General features: G+C 71.4%; 21 protein-coding genes and 1 pseudogene. 10 read left to right on the forward strand and 12 right to left on the reverse strand.

Translation table 11 applies throughout. The features are described 5' to 3' along the window. Window positions 1-1,494, reverse strand: a 1,494-nt coding sequence (locus tag ACI3KX_RS19400) for a proline dehydrogenase family protein (RefSeq protein WP_404910758.1), incomplete at its 3' end; no start/stop codon positions are given. 185 nt (window positions 1,495-1,679) lie between these two features. Here ACI3KX_RS19400 and ACI3KX_RS19405 point away from each other — a divergent pair. Genes ACI3KX_RS19405 through ACI3KX_RS19420 form a run of 4 tightly spaced genes read left to right on the forward strand, consistent with a single transcriptional unit; the run spans window position 1,680 to window position 4,322 of the window. After that, window positions 1,680-2,585 carry a LysR family transcriptional regulator gene (locus tag ACI3KX_RS19405; RefSeq protein WP_404910770.1) on the forward strand — a complete coding sequence of 302 codons (906 nt, stop codon included), beginning with the start codon at window positions 1,680-1,682 and terminating at the stop codon, window positions 2,583-2,585. 9 nt (window positions 2,586-2,594) lie between these two features. Continuing rightward, window positions 2,595-3,257 (forward strand): hypothetical protein, encoded by a 663-nt coding sequence (locus ACI3KX_RS19410; RefSeq protein WP_363355075.1) that lies wholly within the window; start codon window positions 2,595-2,597, stop codon window positions 3,255-3,257. Next, a complete protein-coding gene (locus ACI3KX_RS19415; protein WP_404910759.1) occupies window positions 3,244-3,810 on the forward strand; it encodes a hypothetical protein in 567 nt (188 codons plus the stop codon). The genes ACI3KX_RS19410 and ACI3KX_RS19415 overlap by 14 nt, the downstream gene beginning before the upstream one ends. Next, complete coding sequence (locus tag ACI3KX_RS19420) at window positions 3,795-4,322, forward strand: hypothetical protein (protein WP_363355079.1); 528 nt, start codon at window positions 3,795-3,797, stop codon at window positions 4,320-4,322. The genes ACI3KX_RS19415 and ACI3KX_RS19420 overlap by 16 nt, the downstream gene beginning before the upstream one ends. Here the strand turns inward: ACI3KX_RS19420 and ACI3KX_RS19425 are convergent, their stop codons facing one another. Together ACI3KX_RS19425 and ACI3KX_RS19430 are read right to left on the reverse strand one after the other, a co-directional pair. Further along, window positions 4,323-5,621: a hypothetical protein gene (locus tag ACI3KX_RS19425; protein ID WP_404910760.1), complete on the reverse strand. Its 1,299-nt coding sequence runs from the start codon at window positions 5,619-5,621 to the stop codon at window positions 4,323-4,325. Between the two features lie 45 nt (window positions 5,622-5,666). Then, entirely contained in the window at window positions 5,667-6,308 is a 642-nt protein-coding gene (locus ACI3KX_RS19430) for a hypothetical protein (RefSeq protein ID WP_404910761.1), read from the reverse strand. 226 nt (window positions 6,309-6,534) lie between these two features. Here ACI3KX_RS19430 and ACI3KX_RS19435 point away from each other — a divergent pair, with 226 nt between their 5' ends. Further along, entirely contained in the window at window positions 6,535-8,487 is a 1,953-nt protein-coding gene (locus ACI3KX_RS19435) for a diguanylate cyclase domain-containing protein (protein WP_404910762.1), read from the forward strand. 10 nt (window positions 8,488-8,497) lie between these two features. Here the strand turns inward: ACI3KX_RS19435 and ACI3KX_RS19440 are convergent, their stop codons facing one another. Continuing rightward, the gene (locus tag ACI3KX_RS19440) at window positions 8,498-8,800 is read right to left on the reverse strand and encodes a hypothetical protein (protein ID WP_301115050.1); all 303 of its coding nucleotides are present in this window, start codon (window positions 8,798-8,800) and stop codon (window positions 8,498-8,500) included. Window positions 8,801-8,843: 43 nt separating this feature from the next. Here ACI3KX_RS19440 and ACI3KX_RS19445 point away from each other — a divergent pair, with 43 nt between their 5' ends. Next, window positions 8,844-9,101, forward strand: coding sequence for a hypothetical protein (locus ACI3KX_RS19445; RefSeq protein ID WP_349425350.1), 258 nt, complete (start codon window positions 8,844-8,846; stop codon window positions 9,099-9,101). A 78-nt stretch (window positions 9,102-9,179) separates the two neighbouring features. On the opposite strand, the gene ACI3KX_RS19450 is transcribed toward ACI3KX_RS19445, so the two are convergent. Further along, entirely contained in the window at window positions 9,180-9,968 is a 789-nt protein-coding gene (locus tag ACI3KX_RS19450) for an EAL domain-containing protein (protein ID WP_363355088.1), read from the reverse strand. 136 nt (window positions 9,969-10,104) lie between these two features. On the opposite strand from ACI3KX_RS19450, the gene ACI3KX_RS19455 reads away from it, so the two are divergent. Continuing rightward, on the forward strand, window positions 10,105-10,419 hold the full coding sequence (locus ACI3KX_RS19455; protein WP_404910763.1) for an ATP-dependent DNA ligase: 315 nt from the start codon (window positions 10,105-10,107) through the stop codon (window positions 10,417-10,419). Window positions 10,420-10,428: 9 nt separating this feature from the next. Here ACI3KX_RS19455 and ACI3KX_RS19460 read toward each other — a convergent pair whose 3' ends face one another. Next, the gene (locus tag ACI3KX_RS19460) at window positions 10,429-10,989 is read right to left on the reverse strand and encodes a thioesterase family protein (protein ID WP_349425352.1); all 561 of its coding nucleotides are present in this window, start codon (window positions 10,987-10,989) and stop codon (window positions 10,429-10,431) included. Between the two features lie 204 nt (window positions 10,990-11,193). Here ACI3KX_RS19460 and ACI3KX_RS19465 point away from each other — a divergent pair, with 204 nt between their 5' ends. Continuing rightward, entirely contained in the window at window positions 11,194-11,700 is a 507-nt protein-coding gene (locus ACI3KX_RS19465) for a GNAT family N-acetyltransferase (RefSeq protein ID WP_349425353.1), read from the forward strand. Between the two features lie 182 nt (window positions 11,701-11,882). Then, window positions 11,883-12,659 (forward strand): coenzyme F420-0:L-glutamate ligase, encoded by a 777-nt coding sequence (cofE, locus tag ACI3KX_RS19470; RefSeq protein ID WP_404910764.1) that lies wholly within the window; start codon window positions 11,883-11,885, stop codon window positions 12,657-12,659. A gap of 153 nt (window positions 12,660-12,812) precedes the next feature. Here the strand turns inward: cofE and ACI3KX_RS19475 are convergent, their stop codons facing one another. The 4 genes from ACI3KX_RS19475 to ACI3KX_RS19490 form a co-directional block, all read right to left on the reverse strand. Next, a complete protein-coding gene (locus ACI3KX_RS19475; RefSeq protein WP_404910765.1) occupies window positions 12,813-13,670 on the reverse strand; it encodes a hypothetical protein in 858 nt (285 codons plus the stop codon). Next, a complete protein-coding gene (locus ACI3KX_RS19480; RefSeq protein WP_349425356.1) occupies window positions 13,667-14,389 on the reverse strand; it encodes a response regulator transcription factor in 723 nt (240 codons plus the stop codon). The genes ACI3KX_RS19475 and ACI3KX_RS19480 overlap by 4 nt, the downstream gene beginning before the upstream one ends. Beyond that, complete coding sequence (locus tag ACI3KX_RS19485) at window positions 14,377-15,642, reverse strand: histidine kinase (RefSeq protein WP_404910766.1); 1,266 nt, start codon at window positions 15,640-15,642, stop codon at window positions 14,377-14,379. Before ACI3KX_RS19485 ends, ACI3KX_RS19480 begins: the two co-directional genes overlap by 13 nt. Window positions 15,643-15,806: 164 nt before the next feature. Continuing rightward, the gene (locus ACI3KX_RS19490) at window positions 15,807-16,682 is read right to left on the reverse strand and encodes an LLM class flavin-dependent oxidoreductase (protein WP_404910767.1); all 876 of its coding nucleotides are present in this window, start codon (window positions 16,680-16,682) and stop codon (window positions 15,807-15,809) included. Between the two features lie 58 nt (window positions 16,683-16,740). Between ACI3KX_RS19490 and ACI3KX_RS19495 the strand changes: the two genes are divergently transcribed. Next, window positions 16,741-17,430: a pentapeptide repeat-containing protein gene (locus ACI3KX_RS19495; protein ID WP_404910768.1), complete on the forward strand. Its 690-nt coding sequence runs from the start codon at window positions 16,741-16,743 to the stop codon at window positions 17,428-17,430. A gap of 349 nt (window positions 17,431-17,779) precedes the next feature. Here the strand turns inward: ACI3KX_RS19495 and ACI3KX_RS19500 are convergent. Both ACI3KX_RS19500 and ACI3KX_RS19505 read right to left on the reverse strand, forming a co-directional pair. Then, window positions 17,780-19,174: pseudogene (locus tag ACI3KX_RS19500) on the reverse strand (cytochrome b/b6 domain-containing protein); the annotation flags it as partial. Between the two features lie 471 nt (window positions 19,175-19,645). Further along, a partial coding sequence (locus tag ACI3KX_RS19505; protein WP_404910769.1) for an electron transfer flavoprotein subunit alpha/FixB family protein occupies window positions 19,646-20,424 on the reverse strand: 779 nt, incomplete at its 5' end.

The following is a 20,424-nucleotide window of genomic DNA, read 5'->3' on the forward strand; positions in this document are numbered from 1 at the left end:
CGCACCGACTCGCCGCGGGCGCAGGCGCGCCTGCGCCCGCGGCGAGTCGGTGCGGTCGATCGACTCGGCTCCGTCGGCCGCGGTCGCTGCGGCCTCCTCGGCGGCACGGTCCTGCGATCGGTTCGGCCCGGTGGCGAGCCCGGCGTCGCCGGCGCGCGCGAGCGAGCCGAGGAAGCGGTCGCGCTCCTGCTCGAACATCGCGGGCTCGTCGGCCAGGTCGAACGCGGCCGAGAGGAAGTTGTCGCTGGACGCGTTCTCCTCCAAGCGGCGCACGAGGTAGCTGATCGCCACGTCGAACTCGTCGGGACGCACGACCGGGACGTACAGCAGCACGTGGCCGACCTCGCGCGTGACCGCCTGCACCTGGCCCTGCGCCATGCCGAGGAGCATCTCGAACTCCACATCCGGCGACGCGCCGCTCAGGCTCAGCGAGCGCGATCGGGCGAGCAGCCACGCGTAGGCGATGTCGAAGAGGTTGTGGCCCGCAACGCCGATGCGCACGGCGGCGGTGCGCGCCGGCTGCAGCGCGTAGCGCAGGCACCGGATGTAGTTGGCGTCCGAGTCGACCTTCTCGCCGTAGGTGGCGAGGCTCCAGTCGTGCATGATCGCGTCCACGCGCTCCATCGCCAGGTTCGCGCCCTTCACGAGGCGCACCTTGATGCGCGCTCCGCCGGCGGCGACACGCTGCTGCGCCCAGGCTGTGAGCTGCTCGAGCGCCGGCAGCGCGTCCGGCAGGTACGCCTGCAGCACGATGCCCGCCTCGAGCAGGCGCAGCCGCGGGTCTTCGAGCAGCCGCGTGAACACGGCGATCGTGAGATCGAGGTCGCGGTACTCCTCCATGTCGAGGTTGATGAACGTGCCATCGGTCGCGGCGGTGAGGTACAGCGGACGCAGTCGCTCGACGACCTTGTCGACGACCTCGTCGAACGCCCACATCGAGATGTGGCTGGCGATGGCGGAGACCTTGACCGACACGTAGTCCACGTCGGGACGGCGGATGAGCTCGTGGATGCCCTCGAGCCGTCGCAGCGCCTCCTTCTCGCCGAGCACCGCCTCGCCCAGGAGGTTGAGGTTGAGCCGCGCCCCGCTCTCGCGCAGCGTCGCGATGGCCGGCCCGAGCTTGTCGGGGCGCGCGTCGACGACGAGGTGGCCGACCATGCCGCGCAGCACTCGCCGCGCGATCGGCACGACCGGCGACGGCAGCACGGGCGCGACCGCGCCACCGAGCCGGACGGCGCCGCGCAGGTGCCACGGCAGGAAGTCGGGCACGAGCGGCGCGACGCGGTGCAGATGGGATGCCGCGGCCGAGAGGCTCTCGGGCCGCATGACGCCGTCCACGAAGCCGATCGTGAACGGCAGCCCGTTGGGGTCCTTCAGCACGCCGGCGAGCCGTTCGGCCGCCGGGTCGACCTCGACCTCGGCGCTCTCGGACACCCATCGCTGCGCGAGCGCCACCGCCTCGGCGGCCAGACGCTCCTCGACTCCGTCTTGCATGCGCACTCCAGACGTCACATCGATCGACTCCGTGAGTCCAGCCTGCACCTCGACGTGCCCAGCCTGCGCGTCCCCGGGCATTGCACGGTCAACTTGCTGCATGAGGTCAAGGGTGCGGCATCCATTCATTCGTGAAAAGCGATGATCTACGATCAGTATCGTTCGATATTCTCGATGGGATGCCGATGTTCGAGCTGCGACGCCTGCGCCTGCTGCATGAGCTCGCGCTGCGCGGCACCCTCACCGCCGTCGCCGACGCGCTCTCGTACAGCCCGTCGACGATCTCGCAGCAGCTGGCGCTGCTCGAGAAGGAGGCCGGTGTGACCCTCCTCGAGCCGGAGGGCCGCCGGGTGCGACTCACCGAGCACGGGCACGTCCTCGCCGCCCACGCGGCTCGCGCACTCGACCTCGACGAGCGCGCCCGTGGCGAGCTCGAGTCGCTGCACCCCGGGCTCGCGCCAGTGCGCGTCGCAGTGATGCAGACCGCGGCGCTCGCGATCGTTCCCGCCGCGCTCGCCCTGCTGGCCGTCCGTGCTCCGCAACTGCGCGTCGAGCTCGTCGAGATGCCGCCCGAGCTCGGGCTGTTCGAGCTGACGGCCCGCGGCGTCGATCTCGTCATCGCCGAGCAGTACCCCGGGCACACGCGCGCGCACACCGACGGCTTGGACCGCGAGACGCTCGGCATCGATCCGATCCGCATCGCCGTGGGTCCCGCCGATCCGGCCCGCTCGCTCGGCGACCTGCGTGAGCGGCCGTGGGTGATGGAGCCCGCGGGCACGGCGGCACGGCTGTGGGCGGTGCAGCAGTGCCGAGCTGCCGGCTACGAGCCCGACGTGCGCTACGAGCTCGCCGATCTCTCCGCGCACGCCCGACTCGTGGCCGCGGGCCAGGCCGCCGCCGTGCTGCCGGATCTCCTCTGGGCGGGGGCGCGTCCACCGGTGGCGCTGCTCGATCTACCTGGGCGGCCGACGCGCGAGATCTTCAGCGCCCAGCGCACGGCGTCCCAGGCTCGGGCCGGCATCCTCGAGGTGCGTCGCGCGCTGCGCGACGCCTTCCCCGCGGCATCCGGGGCCCGGCCGCTCTCGCCCTAGGCTGGCCTCGTGTCCGAGTCGCCGACCACCCCTGCCGAGCCGAAGCGTCGGTTCGCCTGGGTGCGCGCGGCGACCGATCGGGTCCCGACCAGATGGTTCGCGGGCATCGCCACCGGAGCATTCCTGCTCGTCACCGCGGCCTTCGGCGGGCTCGCCACGGCGGCGGCGCCTGCGCCCGCGAGTCTCGAGCCGGGGGACGCACACATCACGGCCGAACGATCGCTCACGGTGCAGCGGGCGGTCCTCATCGACGAACTGCCCGACGCGGGCGTCTTCACCGAGCCCGGCGAGCGTGTCTTCGCCGTCGTCGCCGACGTCGAGAACGAGTGGGATCGTCCGGTGACCGCGGGTGCCGGCGGCGTCGGGAGCTCGCTCACGGTGGAGGGCATCGACACCGAAGTCAGCGCCGCGCGGTACGACGACACGACGATCAGCCCCCGGCTGCAGCCGCACGTTCCCGCACGGATCGTCTTCGCGTGGGCCGTCCCCGCCGACGCGTTCGCAGCCGGCGACGAGGTGCCCGTCACGCTGTATGCACGATCGCTGTACACCGGTTCGTTCGTCACGACCGGCCAATGGTGGATCGACCCGGTGCGCGACGCGGTCGTCACCGTGGAGGTCGAGGACGTGGGTGCCGGTGCGGACGCGGAGGATGCCGATGGCCAGGGCTGATCGCACCCTCCCCCGCTGGGCGGCGTGGTCGGTCGGAGCGGGGCTCGTCGTGGTCGCGTGGTTCGTCGCACTCGTCACGCCCGGAGAGGAGCAGATCCAGGCGCCCATGCCGCTGATCGCGGCCGTCGGCGAGGAGGCTGTCGGCCGCAACATCGCCGCCACGATCAGCGACGTCCGCCGCACGTCGGAGCTGCACGCCGGCGACTGGTCCGCGGAGGGGAACTGGATCGTCGTCGATCTCGATGTCGCATCCGTGACGTCGGAGGTTCTCGTGAGCCTGAATCACGCCGAGCTGGTCGTCGACGGCGTCCGCTACGGCGCGAGCGAGCGGCCGGACTCGCTGTTCAGGGAACAACTGTCAGCCGGCGTTCCGATCGGCGGCGGTCTGGCGTTCGAGCTGCCGGCCGACCTGGACTCGGGTGACGCCACTCTCGAGCTCGCACTGTCATCCGACCGCCGGCTCGACTCGATGATCGTCCTGGAGTTCGACCTCGGCGCGGTGCCCACCGCGCCGAGCGACGAGCTCCCCGAGACCGGATGGGCGAACCTGTGAGCGGGTGGTGGCGCAGGAACGCGGTGGCGGTCGGCGTGCTGGTGATCCTCGTTCCCGCGCTGGCGGCGACCGTCGCCTGGCACGAGTGGAGCGAAGCCAACTCCGGCGCGCCGGCCGTCCCCGCCGTGCTCGAACAGGGACAGCACACCAGCTACGGGGAAGCGGTCGTAGGTCCCGCGGTGGCGGAGTTCGTCGACGACCCGCTCGCGCCGCGCGACGCGCGGGTCCTGAGGGTTCAGATCGACATCGACCCCCGAGCATCGGAGCTCGCGTGCGCGGAGCCGATGCTCCGCGAGCTGCAGGGGGCGAACCGCGAGTGGGATGCCGACACCTCCTCGCTCACCACGGACTGGGACCCGTTGCGTCCGGCATCCTGCTCGTCCGACGTGACCGAACCGTACACACTCGACGTGCGCTATGTCGTGCCGCAGGACGCCGCCGGCCCATTCGCGGTGGACGTCATATCGGCGGACCTCTGGCCGGAGAACGTCCGCTTCATCGTCGAGCCCTGATCAGGCAGATGCATCCGCTGCCCCGGAGGGCGCGGCAGGCGCCGGCTCACTCGAGGGCGCGGCGGCGGCGCGGCGCGAGACGAGGCGGCCGATGACGGCGTCATAGCCGCCCGCCACCAGCGCGATGCGGATGGGCTCGATCAGCACCGGGACGACGAGGAAGATCACCTGATCGAACACCAGCCAGAACTTGTCGAGGTCGTGCGGGCCGACAAGTCGCAGCAGACCCCACTCCGCCCATCCCTGCACGGCGAGGAGCACCGTGTAGAGCAGCACGAAGCCGCCGATGAGGACCGGGCCCGCGCGCCACATGAGCACGATCGCGTCGCCGATCGGGGTGAACCGCGACACGAGGTCCGCCCAGATGTCGCCCAGGCGCGCACGGAGCCGCCCCGGAAGCGAGCGGTAGCGGCTGCGAAGGCGTGCTCCGACCTCGCCTCCGAGCGAGTCGGCGGGCACGGGCTCGGGCGCGACGGCCTGCCCGTACACGACGCCGGCGATCGTGAGCCACGCGAGCGGCAGCAGAATGATGCCGCCGGCTTCGCCGACGAACCACTCGATGCCCTCCCAGACCCACGCGAGCGGCGCGAACGCCGACGAGACGGTGGCCCGGAAGTCGTCAAGCCACACCATCCCCTGTCGTGTCTGCACCCAGCCGGCGACGGACTCGATCGCGACGGACAGGACGAGGGCCGCGAAATACACCCAGACGGCCTCGAGGTACGCGGCGACGACGCCGAACCATCGCGGCAGTCGTTCGCGAGAGCGCTTCAGCACCCACCGCAGCGCGAACGCCACCACCACGATCGCGAACGTCACCGGAGTGAGGGTCAGCGCACCCGCCAGGCCGTCGCCCGCCGCATCGGTCTCGTCCACGATCGCCGCGAAGTTCAGTCCCGCGCTCACCTCGAGTGCACGAGCCGAGTACGCCGCAGCATCCTCGCGCAGGAATCCCCACGCCGCGTAGAACGCGAAGAACGGCAGGATGCCGGCCAGGAGCGCGTCCGTGAACTGCCGGCGACGCGTCGCCGCGTCCTCGGGCAGCGGTGAGATCTCGTCGAGCTGCCGCATCCCGTCCCGCACGACGAGGAGCATTGCGACGAGTGCCACCAGTCGCGAGAGGATCGCCAGCGGCAGCAGCAGGGATCCGGCGACGGCGTTGTAGGCACCGACGAATCCCGCCGCCTCGATCACGACATACCGACCGAGCACGCCCGCCGCGTACCACGCGAGCAGCACCGGCCAGTGCCGCCACAGCAGGCGGCCCGCGGTGCGGAGCACGTCGAGCACGGCGATCACGCACCCACGCTAGCGGGCGACGTGCCGTCGTGCTCGACGTGCGTGTCAGGCTCGGTCGGTTCGCGTCTGCGGCGCCGGAGGCCGCGTGATCTGCTCGTCCGCGGTGGTGCGCTCGTCGACCGTGCCGGCGTCGCGGACGGCGGCGCGGTCGTCTACGACGTCGCCATCGCGGACCGCCGCACGGTCGTCGACGGTGCTTCCATCGCGTACCGCCGCACGGTCGTCGACGGTGGCTCCATCGCGGACCGCCGCACGGTCATCACCGACGGCGGCGCGGCCTGCCGTGGCGGAACGAGCGTCGTCACCGACGTACGGGTCGACGTCGTCCGCCTTGCGCAGCGTCTCGGCCTGCTGCTCGCGCAGCTTCTCGGCTTCCGAGCGGTGATCGTCGATCGTTCCGGCTCGGCGCTCGGCGTCGATCGACGCCTCGGCGGCGCGGGCCTTCGCCGCCTCCGCCGCCGCAGCGGCCGCTGCGGCGTCCGCACGCGCGCGGGCCGCCTCGGCCTCGTGCTCGCGCGCTTGGAGCTCGGTCTCCCGGGCGTCCGCGCGGAGCTTCTCGGCGCGGTCGTGTTGCTGCTCCACCCGACGCGCGCGGCGCCCCCGTGCCGTCACCAGCAGGGCGACGACGACGACGATGAGCACGATGGCGATGCCGACGATGATCCAGATAAGGGTGGTCGTATCCACGGCGCACTCCTCCCCTCCCGCGCCGGCGGGATCGCCGGCGCCTCGATCGTCCACGCAACAGCACCCGGACCGGTCGGGCAAACCGCTTGCGCCGCGGATCGCCGTGCGCTAGCGGCCGCACCAGCCGGTGTGGAGAACACTTCGACGCCGAGCGGGGTCACGCATATGATTGAGAACCTCGCCAACGCAGTTCCCCCGTTTCCCCCCATGCACCGAAGGGCATGCGTTGACCGACCTCTCTTTCCGGATATTCGATGGCGACCACTCACGCGATGCCGCGGAGCAGCTGCGGCTGCAAGAGTGCGCGACCGAGCCGATCCGCGCCATCGGGAGGATCCAATCGCATGGGATCCTCTTCGGCGTCGACGAGCCGACCGGTGTCGTCGTCGTGGCCAGCGAGAACGTCGAGCACTGGCTCGGCCGCGACCTGCGTGAGGCGGGAAGCGACAAGCTGACATGGGCGATCGGCGAGGGCGTCGCGGTGGACCCGGTTCGTGCCGATTTCGAGGGCCGGGCGTACGACGTCATCGCACACCGCGGCACGACCCCGCTGCTCCTCGAGCTGGAGCCTGTCGTCCCCGACCTCGACTACGTCCGCACCGGCGTGGTCAGCGCGATCCAGCGCCTGTCCGGCGTCTCCGATCCCGACGAACTGCGCCGGCGGGCGGCCCGCGAGATCAAGGACATCACCGGCTTCGACCGCGTCATGTGCTACCAGTTCCACGAGGACGGCCACGGCCAGATCGTCGCCGATGAGCGCGAGCCCGACATGGAGCCCTACTTCGGGCTGCACTTCCCGGCATCCGACATCCCCTCCCAGGCGCGCGCCCTGTACATCGAGAAGCGCTCGAGGGTGATCGCCGACACGGAGGACCCGGGGCTCGCCCTGCACACCCTCCTGCCGGAGGCGGCTCCCGCGGATCTCGGCATCACCGAGCTTCGGGCCGTCTCGCCGCACCACCTGCAGTTCATGCGCAACATGGGTCAGGCGTCGACGGTGTCGTTCGGCATCGTCATCGACGAGCATCTGGTGGGCATGTTCACCTGCGCGCACCGAACGCCCCGCCGGATCCCCGTGCTCCTGCGGCGAGCGCTCGAGGTCATGGCCTCGCAGGTCGGCACGCAGCTGGCCGCCGCCCAGCAGATCCATCGCCTGCGCCGGCAGCTCGAGGCCCGTGAGCGGCGGATCTCGATCATCGCCCCGCTCTACAGTCGCGCCGACGTCGGAGGCGTTCTCATGAGCGGCGCACGCACCGTCCTCGACGTCGTGCCGGCCGACGGCGCCCTGCTGCGCACCGGAGACCTCGTTCACACCGTAGGCGTCGTCCCGCCGGCCGACCGCCTGTTCGCCGTGGTCGACGAGCTCGAGGTCGGCCGGTTCGTGTGGGAGGCCCTCCCGCTCGAACGGCCGGAGCTCGCCGTCGAGATCCCCGACGTCACGGGCCTGCTCATCGTCCCGCTGGGAGGAGAGGGCGACCTGCTCGTGTTCGTCCGCAGCGAGGTCGCGCGATCCGTCGACTGGCTCGGCGACCAGCGCGCCGAGAACCGCGATCACCCGCTCTCGCCGCGACGGTCGTTCTCGGCCTGGCGCGAGAGCGTCACCGGACGCAGCCTGCCGTGGGGCGAGCACGCGCAGGACGCGTTCGAGCTGGGCGAGGAGATCCGTTCGGCCATGGCGGCGCGCACGCAGGCCGAACTCGCGGAACTCGCCCTGCGGGACCCGCTGACGGGCCTGCACAACCGCCGCTTCCTGGACGACCGTCTGGAGGAGCTCCTGCAGAACTCCGACAAGCCGCTGGCCGTCGTGTTCCTCGACCTCGACGACTTCAAGGCCGTCAACGACACGTACGGGCACGAGATGGGCGATGCGGTTCTGGCGGCGATCGGCCGGCGTCTGAGCGGCGTGGCACGAGGTTCGGACGCCGTCGTCCGGCTGGGCGGCGACGAGTTCGTGATGGTGTGCGTCGGCGCCGGAGCCGCCGAGGCGGCGGCGATCGCCGGCCGGGCGGTGGCTGCCATCAGGGAGCCGATCGTCGTCCGCGGCACCGAGATCTCGGTGAACGCCTCCGCGGGCATGGTCGCCACCGAGCGGGGCGGCTCACCCGGTGAACTGCTGGATGCCGCAGATGCGGCGATGTACCGGGCGAAGCGAGACGGCGGCGGACGCATCTCAGCGTGAGCGGACGCGTCTAGCGTGAGGGGAGCTCCGGCTCCGGCACGAGCCGCAGGCCGCTGGAGGAGTTCGCGGTGTCGACGAGATCCTGCAGCCACAGCCGGTTGATCTCGGGCATCGGGCCGTCGTACTCGAAGCGCAGGGTGGTGACCGGTGAGATCCACATCGCCTGCCGCACGGAGGTCTTCTCGTCGACCAGCGAGAACGACAGGTTCTCGCGCCGGCGCAGCTTTGCCATCACCACGAGCTCGACGTGAGCGAGAGCTCGATCGTCGATCTGGAACGAGGCCGGCGGGGAGCCGTAGTGAAGTGTGCCCACCGCTCGATCCTAACCGGCGGCGATGGGCGGGTACTGTGGGGCCATGGCGATCGTGAACCGACTGACCGTCGACGGACGCGACTATTTCCTCCCCGACCCCGTGTCAGAGCTCAAGGGCAGGATCCTCGAGGCGATCAAGGCCGGGGGCGGCTACGTGAACATCCCCCCGCTGCGCGGAGGCCCCGGCGTCGACATCCTCTTCTCACCCGGGATGCCGGTCACCTGGTCCCAGTTCGAGGTCGGCGATTCGAGCGGCCAGGCGGACGACCCCTCCGACGACACGACCGACTACGGGCTCTGAGCACGCGTCCGCCTCGAGGCGGATCGGCGTCGTGACGACCCTGCCTGGCGCGGATCGTCAGATGCCTGGCGAGGATCGTCAGATCTGCGCGAGCCGCGTGTCCATCTCGCCGGCCGTCAGCGGGAGGCCCCACAGGTAGCCCTGGCCGCGGTGGCAACCCCGCGCGCGTGACCGTTCCAGGTCTGCGATGGTCTCGATCCCCTCGGCGACCACTCGCCAGCCGTGGTCGCCGCTGCTCTCGACCACGGCGGCGATCGCGTCGTCCGCGGCGGCGTCCGTGCGCTGCGTGAGCGATCGGTCGATCTTGACCTCGTCGATGGGGATGGCCTCCAGCATGGCGACGGTGGTGTCGCCGGCCGCGTAGTCGTCGACCGAGATGGCGACGCCGACGGCGTGGAGCGACTGGATCGCGGACAGCATCGGCGGTCGCAGCTGCGGCGCGGGCGCCTCCGTGATCTCGATCGTCACGACGGCGGGATCGAGGTCGAGCTCATCGAGCCGGGCGAGCACCGCGTCGGCGTAGTCCGATGAGAAATGCGCCGGCGACGCGTTCACCGCAAGGCTGAGCAGGTGACCCTCCGTCCGCCACTGTGCGAGCTGAGCCGCTGCGCGGGCGAACACGTGCGCGTCCATCTCGTCGAGGAACTCCGCCTCCTCCGCGAGCGGGATGAACCGCTCGGGCGACACCGCACCCAGCAGCGCATGGTTCCAGCGGCAGAGCGCCTCCACGGCGACCGGCTCGGGAAGGGCCGCGCCGGGCGGTGCGATGGATGCCCCGAGGTCGAATTGCGGTTGGAACGCGACCGACAGCTCGCCGGCTGAGAGCGCCGCACGCAGATCCCGAGTGAGTTGAGGCGAGCTGACCATCCACCCAGAGTCGACGAGGCGGTCGATCCACGCAACACCAGACAACGGCACCCGAAACGCGTACAATGCGGCCTCGCATGTTCCGAGCCACACTCGCAGGCCCAGTTCCGCCAGACGGACGGCTACTGTGGAGACGATGGGAACGCTCACGTACGACTCGCGGGTCACCGCCTCCTTCGACGACCGCATCCTCGCGCACCTGCAGGCAGTCATCTGGGCCAAGCTGCGGCGAGGCGAGGCCTTCCCCTTCACCTGGACCGACCCGATGCGCAGCGGCCTCGGCCGCACGTCGATCTGGCTGAGCCCGAACGTCACGCTGACGTTCGAGTACTTCGGCGGACGCCAGCCGCGCCTCAACCCGGCCTGGGTCGAGGCGCTGACCAAGGCCGCCAACTCCCCCGGTGGTCTGACGCTCGTTCCCGAGCCCGAGCATCCCGCGGGCGCCGTCTAGCAGCCGAGGTCAGTTCCAGACGCTGGGCGCCTCCGCACGCGTCGGCGGGAGAGCGGATGCCGCCGCCCACTCGTGCACCCACTCGTCGACTTCCGGAACCCCCTCGGGGCGACCGACGGCGGCGAACAGCTCGTCGTGCGAGAGCGTGCCTCCGGAGCGCTTCATCATCCGCGCCCGGATGATGGCGCGGGCGTAGACCTCGCCGCCGACCACAGCGCGGTGCTCGAGGTAGACGGCTTTGTCGTCGTGGCCGATCATGCGCGACTCGACATCGAACCGCTGCCACAGATTCAGCGACTTGCGGAAGGTGACGGTCTCGCTCGACACGACCGCGTACCAGCCGCGCGTCTTCATGACGTCCCACAGCCCGGTGCGCACCAGAAGATCCCAGCGGCCGAGATCGAACAGCGACAGGTAGCGGCCGTTGTTCATGTGACGCAGCAGGTCGATGTCGGTGAGCAGCGTGGTGAGCCGGATGCGACTGATCTCGCTCGGCCCGAGCCGTCCGCCCCGGCGCAGGCGCCGGCGCGCGGTGAGCATCACGATCAGGGTCCGCCACATCACGTTCACGAGGTGCGATGGTAGCGATCCTCGACGGATCCGCCGATTCGATTGTCGATTCCCGACATCTGGGCCCTCACCGGTCCATCCGCCGCGCACAAGCCGGTGGCGCGGAGCCCACCCACCCAGAGCTGCGGCATCCGCTCGCCACCCGGTGTTCACCCGGCGTTGGCCGGATTTCGGGTCTCGCGCCGACGCGCGTAGAGTCTGGCCATGGAAGCCGAAACCCAGACCGACATCGTCGTCCGTCCGGTGCGCGACGTCGACGCGGAGGCCCTCGGCCGCGTTCACGCGACCGCCTGGCACGAGACGTACGACCACCTGATCAGCAAGGCCGCCCTGGAGGCGGTCTCACCCAAGCGCCTCGCCGAGCTCTGGACCCACTGGGCCGTCCAGGGTCCCGAGTTCAAGATGTTCGCCGCCCTCGTGAACGGCGAGATCGTCGGCTTCGCCGGCTCGGGTCCGGCCCGCGACAAGGACGCCCCGCGGTTCCGCGAGCTGTACTTCATCTACCTGCTGGACTCCTTCCACGGCACCGGCATCGGTCAGAAGCTGTTCGACGCGGTCGTCGAACCCGCCGAGGGCCTGTACCTGTGGGTCGCCGACGACAACCCGCGGGCGCACCGCTTCTACACGCGAAACGGCTTCACGCTCGACGGAGCCTCGCATACCGAGCCCTTCCTCGGCGAGACGCTCACCGAGGTGCGCTTCGTGCGCTGATCCACCGCTGTCCGCTTTCGCGAGGGGGCGTGTCCGGTTCGCCGGACGCGCCCCCTCGTCGCTTGCACGCGGTCGTTGAGCGAGCGAGGAACGAGCGAGCCGAAACGCCTCGGAGGCATCACAGGCGTTCGGCTCGCAGACTCGCCGACGACCGGCACTCGAGTTTCCGGAAGACTGGACCCATGCCGCCTCGCACCGCGCTCACCGTCTGGCCCCTCGAAGGCATCCCCGAGATCCAGGCAGGTGCCAACCTCGTCGATGTCATCGTGCAGGTCGCGGGGGACGAGCTCGCGGACGGGGACATCCTCGTCGTGACCTCCAAGATCGTGTCGAAGGCCGAGGACCGCTTCGTCGAGGCCGAGGACCGCGAGGACGCCATCACCGCCGAGACCGTGCGGGTCGTGGCATCCCGCACCTCGCCCAACGGCTCGACGACGCGGATCGTCGAGAATCGCCTCGGCATGGTGTCGGCCGCCGCCGGAGTCGATGCGTCGAACACGCCGGACGGCACAGTGCTGCTGCTGCCGGTCGATCCCGATGCGTCCGCCCGGGCGATCGCGGCGGGGCTGCGCGAGCGGCTCGGCGTCGAGGTCGGCGTCATCGTGTCGGACACGCTGGGCCGCGCCTGGCGCGAGGGTCAGACCGACCACGCGATCGGCGCAGGCGGCGTGCAGGTGTTCGAAGACCTTCGCGGGGGGACGGATGCCGAAGGCCGCCCGCTCGTCGTCACCATGCCCTGCGTGGCCGACGAGCTGGCCGCGGCCGCCGACCTCGTCAAGGGCAAGGCCACGCGCCGCCCGGTGGCCGTCGTCCGCGGGCGCGCCGACCTCGTCGGAGCCCTGGACCTTCCCGGCGCGCGGTCGATCGTGCGCCCGCTCGAGCGCGACATGTTCCGCCTCGGCGCCGACGAGGCCTACGCCGAGGGGTTCGCCGCGGGAGCGGCCGCCTCCTCGGCCTGACCACCCCGTCCCGACCCCGTGCCGCGTGCTTGGGGCGCGTCACGCGCGTTCGGGGCGCACACCGCACGCCCCGAACGCTCGCGACACGCCCCAAACCCCCACAGCTGGGGGCGGGGCGTGCAGCGACACCTCAGGCGTCAGAGCCTCAGCGAGTCAGCGCCCGGACTGCAGCACTGCCTGACCGGCCGACACCTGCACCCGGATCGTGCTCGAGGCGCCCGGCGTCGAGCCGATGCCGTTCTCGAACTCGCCGGCCGACACGTCGGAGGTCACGTCGTAGTCGCCCTCCGGCACGGTCATCCGCAGGGTGCCGGCGCTCACGTCGGCCTCAATGACATCGGGCCGCGAACCGGTGAGGACGGCATCGAGCGAGCCGGCGCTGACCGTCAGCCCGGCCTCGCTCACACCGTCGAGTTCGAGTGTCCCGCGGCCGGCGCTGACGTCGGCGCTCAGCGACTGGGCCGACCCCGACACGTCGAACGACCCCGCCGCCAGCGACAGGTCGAGTTCGCCGAACTCGCCGTCGACCACGAATTCGCCGGCCGCGAGCGAGACGTCCGCATCGATGCCCTCGAGGGAGGACGGCAGCCGCAGCACCGCGTCCGCTCCCCCGTCGCCGAACCACCCGCGCCAGCCGAACCAGCCCAGCCGATCGGGCGATGACACCTCGAGCGTGTCGCCGTCGCGCTCGAACCGCCAGTTGTCCGCTCCCCATGAACTGGTCACCTCGAGTTCGGCCTCCTGCACGTCGGTGAACTCGACGCGGAGCGTGCCCGCCGCCGTGTCGATGTCGAGGTCTTCGACGCCGGCGGCGTCCACCGACCGCGTCGAGGTGTGGACGGATGCCGACGCGATCGTCCCGATCGCGGCCGAGGTCATCGTGCCCAGCAGCACGATGGCACCCAGCACGATGATCACGATCGCGACGACGCGCGAACCGCCGGCGGGCGGCCGAGGGGCCTCGGCGGTGCGTTCGGGAGCCGCAGGAGGAGGCGTCATGGTCGTGCTCATCGGTTCGTTCCTGTCTGCGGCCCGCGGCCGCCCTGTGTCGTCGAAGGAGGTGTCGGCGCGGGCGGCGTCGTGCCGCCGTGCTCGAGGTGGGCGATCGCGGCGAGGACGCGGCGGTTGCCCGACTCGTCGGGTTCGAGGTCGAGCTTCTGGAAGACGGCGGTGATGTGCTTCTCGACACTGCCTTCGGTGACGTGCAGCGTCTTCGCGATCGCCTGGTTGGAGCGGCCTTCAGCGATGAGCGCGAGCACTGAGGCCTCGCGATCGGTGAGGCGCAGCATCCGTTCGTCGCGCGTGCGACGGCTGAGCAGCTGCGCCACGACCTCCGGATCGAGCACCGTGGCACCGGAGGCGATGCGTTCGATCGCCTCGAGGAAGTCCGTGACGTCGGCGACCCGGTCCTTGAGGAGGTAGCCGAGCGCGCCGCCGCTCGACGAGATGAGGTCGGCGGCGTAGCGCTCCTCGACGTACTGCGACAGCACGAGGACGGCGAGCTCGGGCAGCCGCGCGCGCAGAGACAGCGCGGCGCGGATGCCCTCGTCGGTCCACTTCGGCGGCAGGCGCACGTCGAGGATGCACAGCTCGGGGGCGGTGCGGTCGACGGTCTCGTCGAGGTGCGAGGCGTCGGGGAGAGCCGCGACCACCTGGTGACCGGCGTCCTCGAGCACGCGGACGAGGCCGGCGCGCAGCAGCGCCGAGTCCTCGCAGATCAGGATGCGCACGGGATGCTCACCTCCACGCTCGTCGGTCCACCGGCGGGACTGTCGATGCGTGCCTCGCCGCCGGCCGCCAGCACGCGGTTCACGATTCCGTCGAGCCCGCCGCCGGGGATGACGCGTGCGCCGCCTACCCCGTTGTCCTCGACGCGCGCCCACAGGGTGCCGGGCTCACGCAGGCGTGCGACGACCCGCACCTCGGTGGCCCGCGAGTGCTTGGCGGCGTTGGTGAGCGCTTCGGCGATCACGAAGTAGGCGGCCGCCTCGGTCTCGCGGCTGCAGCGCCCGTCGAGGCGCACGTCGGTGTGCACGGGCACGACCGACCGAGCCACGAGCGCCGACAGCGCAGCATCGAGGCCGCGATCGTCCAGGACGGACGTGTGGATGCCGCGGGCCAGCTGTCGCAGCTCGGTGATGGCCGCCTTGGTCGACGTGTGGGCCTCCGCGATCAGCGCCTTCGCGGCATCCGGGTCGGCGTCGATCTTCTGCTGCGCGAGGCCCAGCGTCATGCCGACCGAGACCAGCCGAGGCTGGACGCCGTCGTGGAGGTCGCGCTCGATACGGGTGCGCTCGACGTCCGCGGCTCGGACCGCACCGGCGTGCTGCTGACTCGACGCGCGCGCGGCGGCGGCCAGCTGCGCCTCGCGCGAGGGCACCATGATGGCCCGCGCGATGATGCCGTGGAGCACACCGAGGCCGACGAGGCCGGCGGCGGCGACGAGCACTGCGAGGATCCCCACAGGCACCGCCCACGAGAGCGGAACCTCGATGCCGGTGCGGGCCAGTCGCACCGAGCTCGACTCGGCGAACAGCGGCGTGAACGCCAGGACGGCGCCCGACACCAGCAGTCCGGCGAGCGCCACGACGACCCACCCGAGGATCGTGGCGATCGCCAGGTTCGCGAGCGCCCGCCAGGTGGCGGGGTCGATCGCCTGCATCCAGATCGTCCGCATGGCGCCGCCGAATCCGGGGCGGCCGCTGCGGCGCGGCCGCATCGCGGGAAGCCCGAACTCGTAGAGGCCGTCGACACGCGCGGTCTCGAGCCAACCGAGACCGAACAGCACGTACACGAGCGCGATGAGCACGAGCACGCCGATGCCGAGCACGAAGAGCAGTCCGATGCCGAGGCCCAGCAGCGTGAACAGCAGCGAGAACGCCGCGACGCCGATGACGCCGAGCGCGGCGAGCTGCGCGATGGCGCCCGCCACCTGGGCGGGCCGCGTCACCGGGCGAACGGCAGGAGAGTCCGAGGAGGTCATGCCCCTTACGGTAGGCGCGTGCGCCGCCGAGCGCGCCCGAGGCAGCCGGAGTCTTGTCTTCGGGTTATCCCCCGCACGGATCCCGGCCACGCGGTCGGCGCGCGTCCCCTGCGGGCCGGCCACGCGGTCGGCGCACGTCCCCTGCGGCGTGGGTGCTCGTGACGTCAGCGCAGCTGGGCGAGCGCCCGCTCGTGCACGCGCGGGTCCGAGCCCATGCCGGCGGGCGAGTCGGGGCTGTAGACGACGAGCTCGTCCACACCGAGGCTCGCCGCATGCTCTGCGGCCGCGAGGAAGGCGTCGACGTCTGCGGTCGGACGCACGCGGCCGAAGCCCAGCAGCAGCGAGCGCCGCACGGTCGACGGGTCGCGCCCGACGCGATCGCACTCCGCCGCGAAGCCGGCGGCCTGCTGCGCGATCAACGGCCAGAACTCGTCGGCATCGAGCTGCGTCGACCCCGGTCCGCCGTAGGTGTTCCACGTGTCGGCGTAGCGCGCGGCCATCGCCAGTGCCCGCGGCCCGTGAGCGGCCAGCAGCAGCTCGGGAGCGTCGACGCCCTGCGGGCGGCCCGTCGTCTCGAGGCCTGTGAACGACATCGTCCTGCCACGCCACTGCGTCGAGCCGTCGAGCACCGCCCGGTAGCCCTCGACGACGTCGGCGAAACGCGCGGACATCTCACCCATGGTCGAGTTCTCGCCGCGATCGGCGAGCTCGCACGGGGGCGCTCCCAGGCCGAGCCCGAGCACGAGGCGCCCTTCGGAGATGTCCTGGACGGTCATGGCCGCCCGCGCGAGCGCGACCGGCCGGCGGAAGACGGCGGAGGCGACGAGGGTCCCCAGCCGGATGCGCTCGGCGACCCCCGCCGCCGCAGTGAGGGTGGTGAACGCCTCGCCCAGCCACTCGCCGCGGGCCGTCGCATGGGTGAGGTGGTCGTAGGTGTAGGCGACGTCGTAGCCGACCTCGTCGGCCCAGCGGTACCAGCGGGCCTGTGCGCGCCACGGACCCACCGGAGGAATCACCAGACTGATGCGACTGAGGCTCATGCGACTCAGGATGGCACGCGGCGGCGCTCGTGTCGTGACGGCGGGCTAGGGTGCAGTGGTGGCAGCACGAACCAAGACACCGCGCGGACGCAGCGGAACAGAGGCCCCCCGGTTCGATTTCGACGAGGCCGCGCTGTCCGGCCTCGCCGAGCGGGACTCGACGGAGTTCGGGTCCACCGGCTTCGAGGGCCTCGCGTACAGCGACGTCGCCCTGGACGCGTGGGAGCTCGGTGTCGGCGACACGGTCGAGGCGTGCCGCTTCGACGGTCTCGAGGTCGCCACGTGGGGCTTCCGCGGTGCGCGTCTGGTGGAGTCCGTGTTCGTCGGTGCGAACATCCCCGTCGCGTCGGGAGCGCGCAGCGATTGGCGGGACGTCGAGGTCAGGGACAGCAGGTTCGGGTCCGTCGAGGCGTACGACACCGGGTGGCGCGGCATCCGCTTCACGCGCTGCAAGCTCGGCTACGTCAACCTGCGCGCCGCGGAGCTGCTCGACGTCGCGTTCGTCGACTGCACGATCGACGAGGTCGACCTGCTGGATGCCTCGGCCCGCCGCGTCGCCTTCGAGGCCACCCGCATCGCCACGCTGAACGCCAACGGCGCGCGGCTCACCGACGTCGATCTGCGGGGCGCCGACATCGATCAGGTCGTCGGCATGGCGGGACTGCGCGGCGCGACGATCTCATCCGAGCAGCTGCAGCTCATGGCACCCGCGCTCGCCGACCTCGCCGGCATCCTCGTCGAGTCCTGACCTCGGGCGTGCCTCTCGACAGGGAGCCCCCGGTCGTTGAGCGAGCGAGGAACGCGGTCGTTGAGCGAGCTTGCGAGTCGAAACGCAGAGACGAAACGCCCCGACCGCGGCACAGCGCGTTTCGTCTCCGTCGCTGGCGCTCCCTCGCTCAACGACCGGCAGGCAAGGCCCCGGTCGGTGAGCCAGCGGAGGAACGAGCGCGACGAAACGCCCCGACCGCGGCACAACACGGCGCGTCTCGGTCATTCGGGCTCCCCCGGTCAACAACCCGCGGGCAGCGCCCCCGGTCGTTGAGCGAGCTTGCGAGTCGAAACGCAGAGACGAAACGACCCGACCCGTCAAGCGATCCTCAGCGGCCGGAGACCTTGCCGAAGAGGCGGGCGATGGGGGCGAGCACGAGGGGGCGGGCAGCGATCCACGCGACCGCGATCACGACGAGCGAGGCGACGAAGAACCAGAACCCCGTCCAGTTGTCGGCGTACGCGTCCGGATCGACCGAGCCCTGTGCGGCGTACATGTGGTTGAGGTTGCGCAGCGCGCCGGTGGCGAACACGAGGAAGACGTGCACCGCGATGAACGCGACGAAGTAGAGCATCACCGGGAAGTGCACCGCGCGCGCCCACTCCACCGGATAGGCCTTGTTCAGCCCGGCGGCGTTCTTCGGCCACACGCCCGACATGCGCACGCCGGTGATCGCCGCCAGCGGCGCGGCGATGAACACCGTCGCGAAGTACGCGAGCTGCTGCAGCGAGTTGTAGTTCACCCAGCCGTTCTCGGTCGGCCAGTCCAGCGAGACGTACTGCAGCGTCGCCGACACGGCGTTCGGGAACACCTCCCAGGAGGTGGGCACGATGCGCAGCCACTGGCCGGTCACGAACAGCAGCACCACGAAGACGACGCCGTTGACCAGCCACAGGATGTCGAGCGACTGGTGGAACCACAGGTTCAGGCTGATCTTGCGCCGGCCGTTGTTGCGCGGCGACCAGAACGCGGTCGGCCGCTTCTCGGTGCGCACCCGCAGGCCCGACCGGATGATGAGCACCATCAGGAACACGTTGAAGAAGTGCTGCCACCCGAGCCATGCGGGAAATCCGATCGGCGCGCCCTCGGGCAGGTGGTACTCGCCCGGGTATGTCTCGAGGAACCCGACCCCCCACGACGTCGACAGCAGCCACCGCACCGCGAGCACGGCCATGGCCGCGGCGTACAGGAGCCCTGCACCGCCGACGATGACGGCACCGGCCCACTGGCCGCGCGTGAAGGGTCCGATCCGCTTCGGCTCCGCCGGCGGCTCGGGACGCGTGCGTGCGGCCGCCCCCGCCCACACGGTGCGCGGGAAGGGCAGCGGCTCGGACAGCGGCACTCCCGTCACCGTCCCGGGAGAGGTCGGCGCGGCCGGTTGAGCTTCGGCTCGTGGAGCGAGGGGCGCTACAGCATCCGAGGGTGAAACGTCGCGAACCTCGAGATCCTCATCGGTTCGGGGCGTTTCGTCTCTGCGTTTCGACTCGCCAGCTCGCTCAACGACCACGTTCCTCGCTCGCTCAACGACCGGGACCGCCGGGCCGCTCGGCGCAAGGCCCGCAGGCGGCCAGGGCTCTCCGCCCGGCACGCGCGGCAGGCCTCGACGCAGGGGCCGCGCGCCGGACGCCGCCGCGTTCGTTCCGGCGGGCTCGGGGGTCACGTTCTGCGGGATCGCGGCCGCCGAAGCCACCGATTGCGCCACCTGAGCGTCGGTGCCCACCGCTTCAGGTGTCACGTTCTGCGAGATAACGGCCGCCGAGGCAACCGTTTGCGGCACCTGAACAGGGGCGACGGATGCCGGCGGCCATGGCTCGCCACCGGGCACGCGCGGCAGGCCACGACGGATGCGCCGGGCGGCGCCGGCGGATGCCGCGACCAGAGGTTGCTCGGTGGCTCGAGGCGTTTCGTCTCTGCGTTTCGACTCGCCAGCTCGCTCAACGACCACGTTCCTCGCTCGCTCAACGACCGGGGTGTGGGCCGCGACGCCGGCCTCGCTCGCTCCAGCGCCCGCACCACCGGTCTCTGAGCTTGTCGAAGAGCCGTCCCCCGCAGGCGCTTCCACAGGCTCAGCGACGGGGCCGTCCCGTCCGTCGCCGTCGGGCACCGGCGCCGTGCCGGCGGGCGGCCACGGCTCGCCGCCGGGAACGCGGGGCAGTCCTCGCCGCACCGCAGAACCGAACGTCGCCATACCGGGTTACGCCTTCTTCGCCTCGAGAGCAGCGATCAGCTGCGGCACCACCCGGAACAGATCGCCGACGACGCCGAAGTCCGCGATCTCGAAGATCGGGGCATCCGCGTCCTTGTTGACCGCGACGATCGTCTTCGCGGTCTGCATGCCGGCCTTGTGCTGGATCGCGCCCGAGATGCCGAGCGCCACGTACAGCTGGGGCGACACCGACACTCCTGTCTGGCCGACCTGGTACGAGTAGGGCACGTAGCCGGCGTCGACCGCGGCGCGAGAGGCGCCGATGGCGGCGCCCAGAGCGTCGGCGAGCTGCTCGACGAGCGCGAACTTGTCGCCGGAGCCGAGTCCGCGACCGCCGGACACCACCTTCGTCGCACCCCGCAGCTCCGGACGCGTCGACGACACCACCGTCTCATCGACCGACGTCACCGTTGCGGCACGGCGACCCGAGGCGCGCACCTCGAGCGGTTCGGCTTCGACACCGGCGACGGCATCGGCGCGGGCATCCATCGATCCCTGACGGATGGTGATGACCGGCGCCCCCCACGTGACCGCGGCATCGACGTTGTAGGCGCCGCCGTAGACCGAGTGGTGCGCGATCACGCCTTCGGGGTCGCGCGAGACGCCGACGGCATCGACCGCGAGGCCGGACCGGGTGCGCGCGGCGTACCGGCCCGCGACCTCGCGGCCCTCCACCGAGTGCGCCACCAGGATGGCGTCGGGGCGCACCTGGTCGGCGGCCGAGGTGAGCGCGTCGACCGCCGCCGCGCCGAGGCCCTCGCCAGGGG

The sequence above is a fragment of the Microbacterium sp. ZW CA_36 genome, assembly GCF_044987475.1.
Lineage (GTDB): Bacteria > Actinomycetota > Actinomycetes > Actinomycetales > Microbacteriaceae > Microbacterium.

Excerpts from the sequence above, each read along its gene's own strand:
- ACI3KX_RS19405 (WP_404910770.1), top strand. The coding sequence starts at position 1,680 with ATGTTCGAGCTGCGACGCCTGCGCCTGCTGCATGAGCTCGCGCTGCGC.
- ACI3KX_RS19415 (WP_404910759.1), top strand. The coding sequence starts at position 3,244 with ATGGCCAGGGCTGATCGCACCCTCCCCCGCTGGGCGGCGTGGTCGGTC.
- ACI3KX_RS19420 (WP_363355079.1), top strand. The coding sequence starts at position 3,795 with ATGGGCGAACCTGTGAGCGGGTGGTGGCGCAGGAACGCGGTGGCGGTC.
- ACI3KX_RS19445 (WP_349425350.1), top strand. The coding sequence starts at position 8,844 with ATGGCGATCGTGAACCGACTGACCGTCGACGGACGCGACTATTTCCTC.
- ACI3KX_RS19450 (WP_363355088.1), bottom strand. The coding sequence starts at position 9,968 with ATGGTCAGCTCGCCTCAACTCACTCGGGATCTGCGTGCGGCGCTCTCA.
- ACI3KX_RS19455 (WP_404910763.1), top strand. The coding sequence starts at position 10,105 with ATGGGAACGCTCACGTACGACTCGCGGGTCACCGCCTCCTTCGACGAC.
- ACI3KX_RS19465 (WP_349425353.1), top strand. The coding sequence starts at position 11,194 with ATGGAAGCCGAAACCCAGACCGACATCGTCGTCCGTCCGGTGCGCGAC.
- cofE (WP_404910764.1), top strand. The coding sequence starts at position 11,883 with ATGCCGCCTCGCACCGCGCTCACCGTCTGGCCCCTCGAAGGCATCCCC.
- ACI3KX_RS19475 (WP_404910765.1), bottom strand. The coding sequence starts at position 13,670 with ATGAGCACGACCATGACGCCTCCTCCTGCGGCTCCCGAACGCACCGCC.
- ACI3KX_RS19485 (WP_404910766.1), bottom strand. The coding sequence starts at position 15,642 with ATGACCTCCTCGGACTCTCCTGCCGTTCGCCCGGTGACGCGGCCCGCC.
- ACI3KX_RS19490 (WP_404910767.1), bottom strand. The coding sequence starts at position 16,682 with ATGAGCCTCAGTCGCATCAGTCTGGTGATTCCTCCGGTGGGTCCGTGG.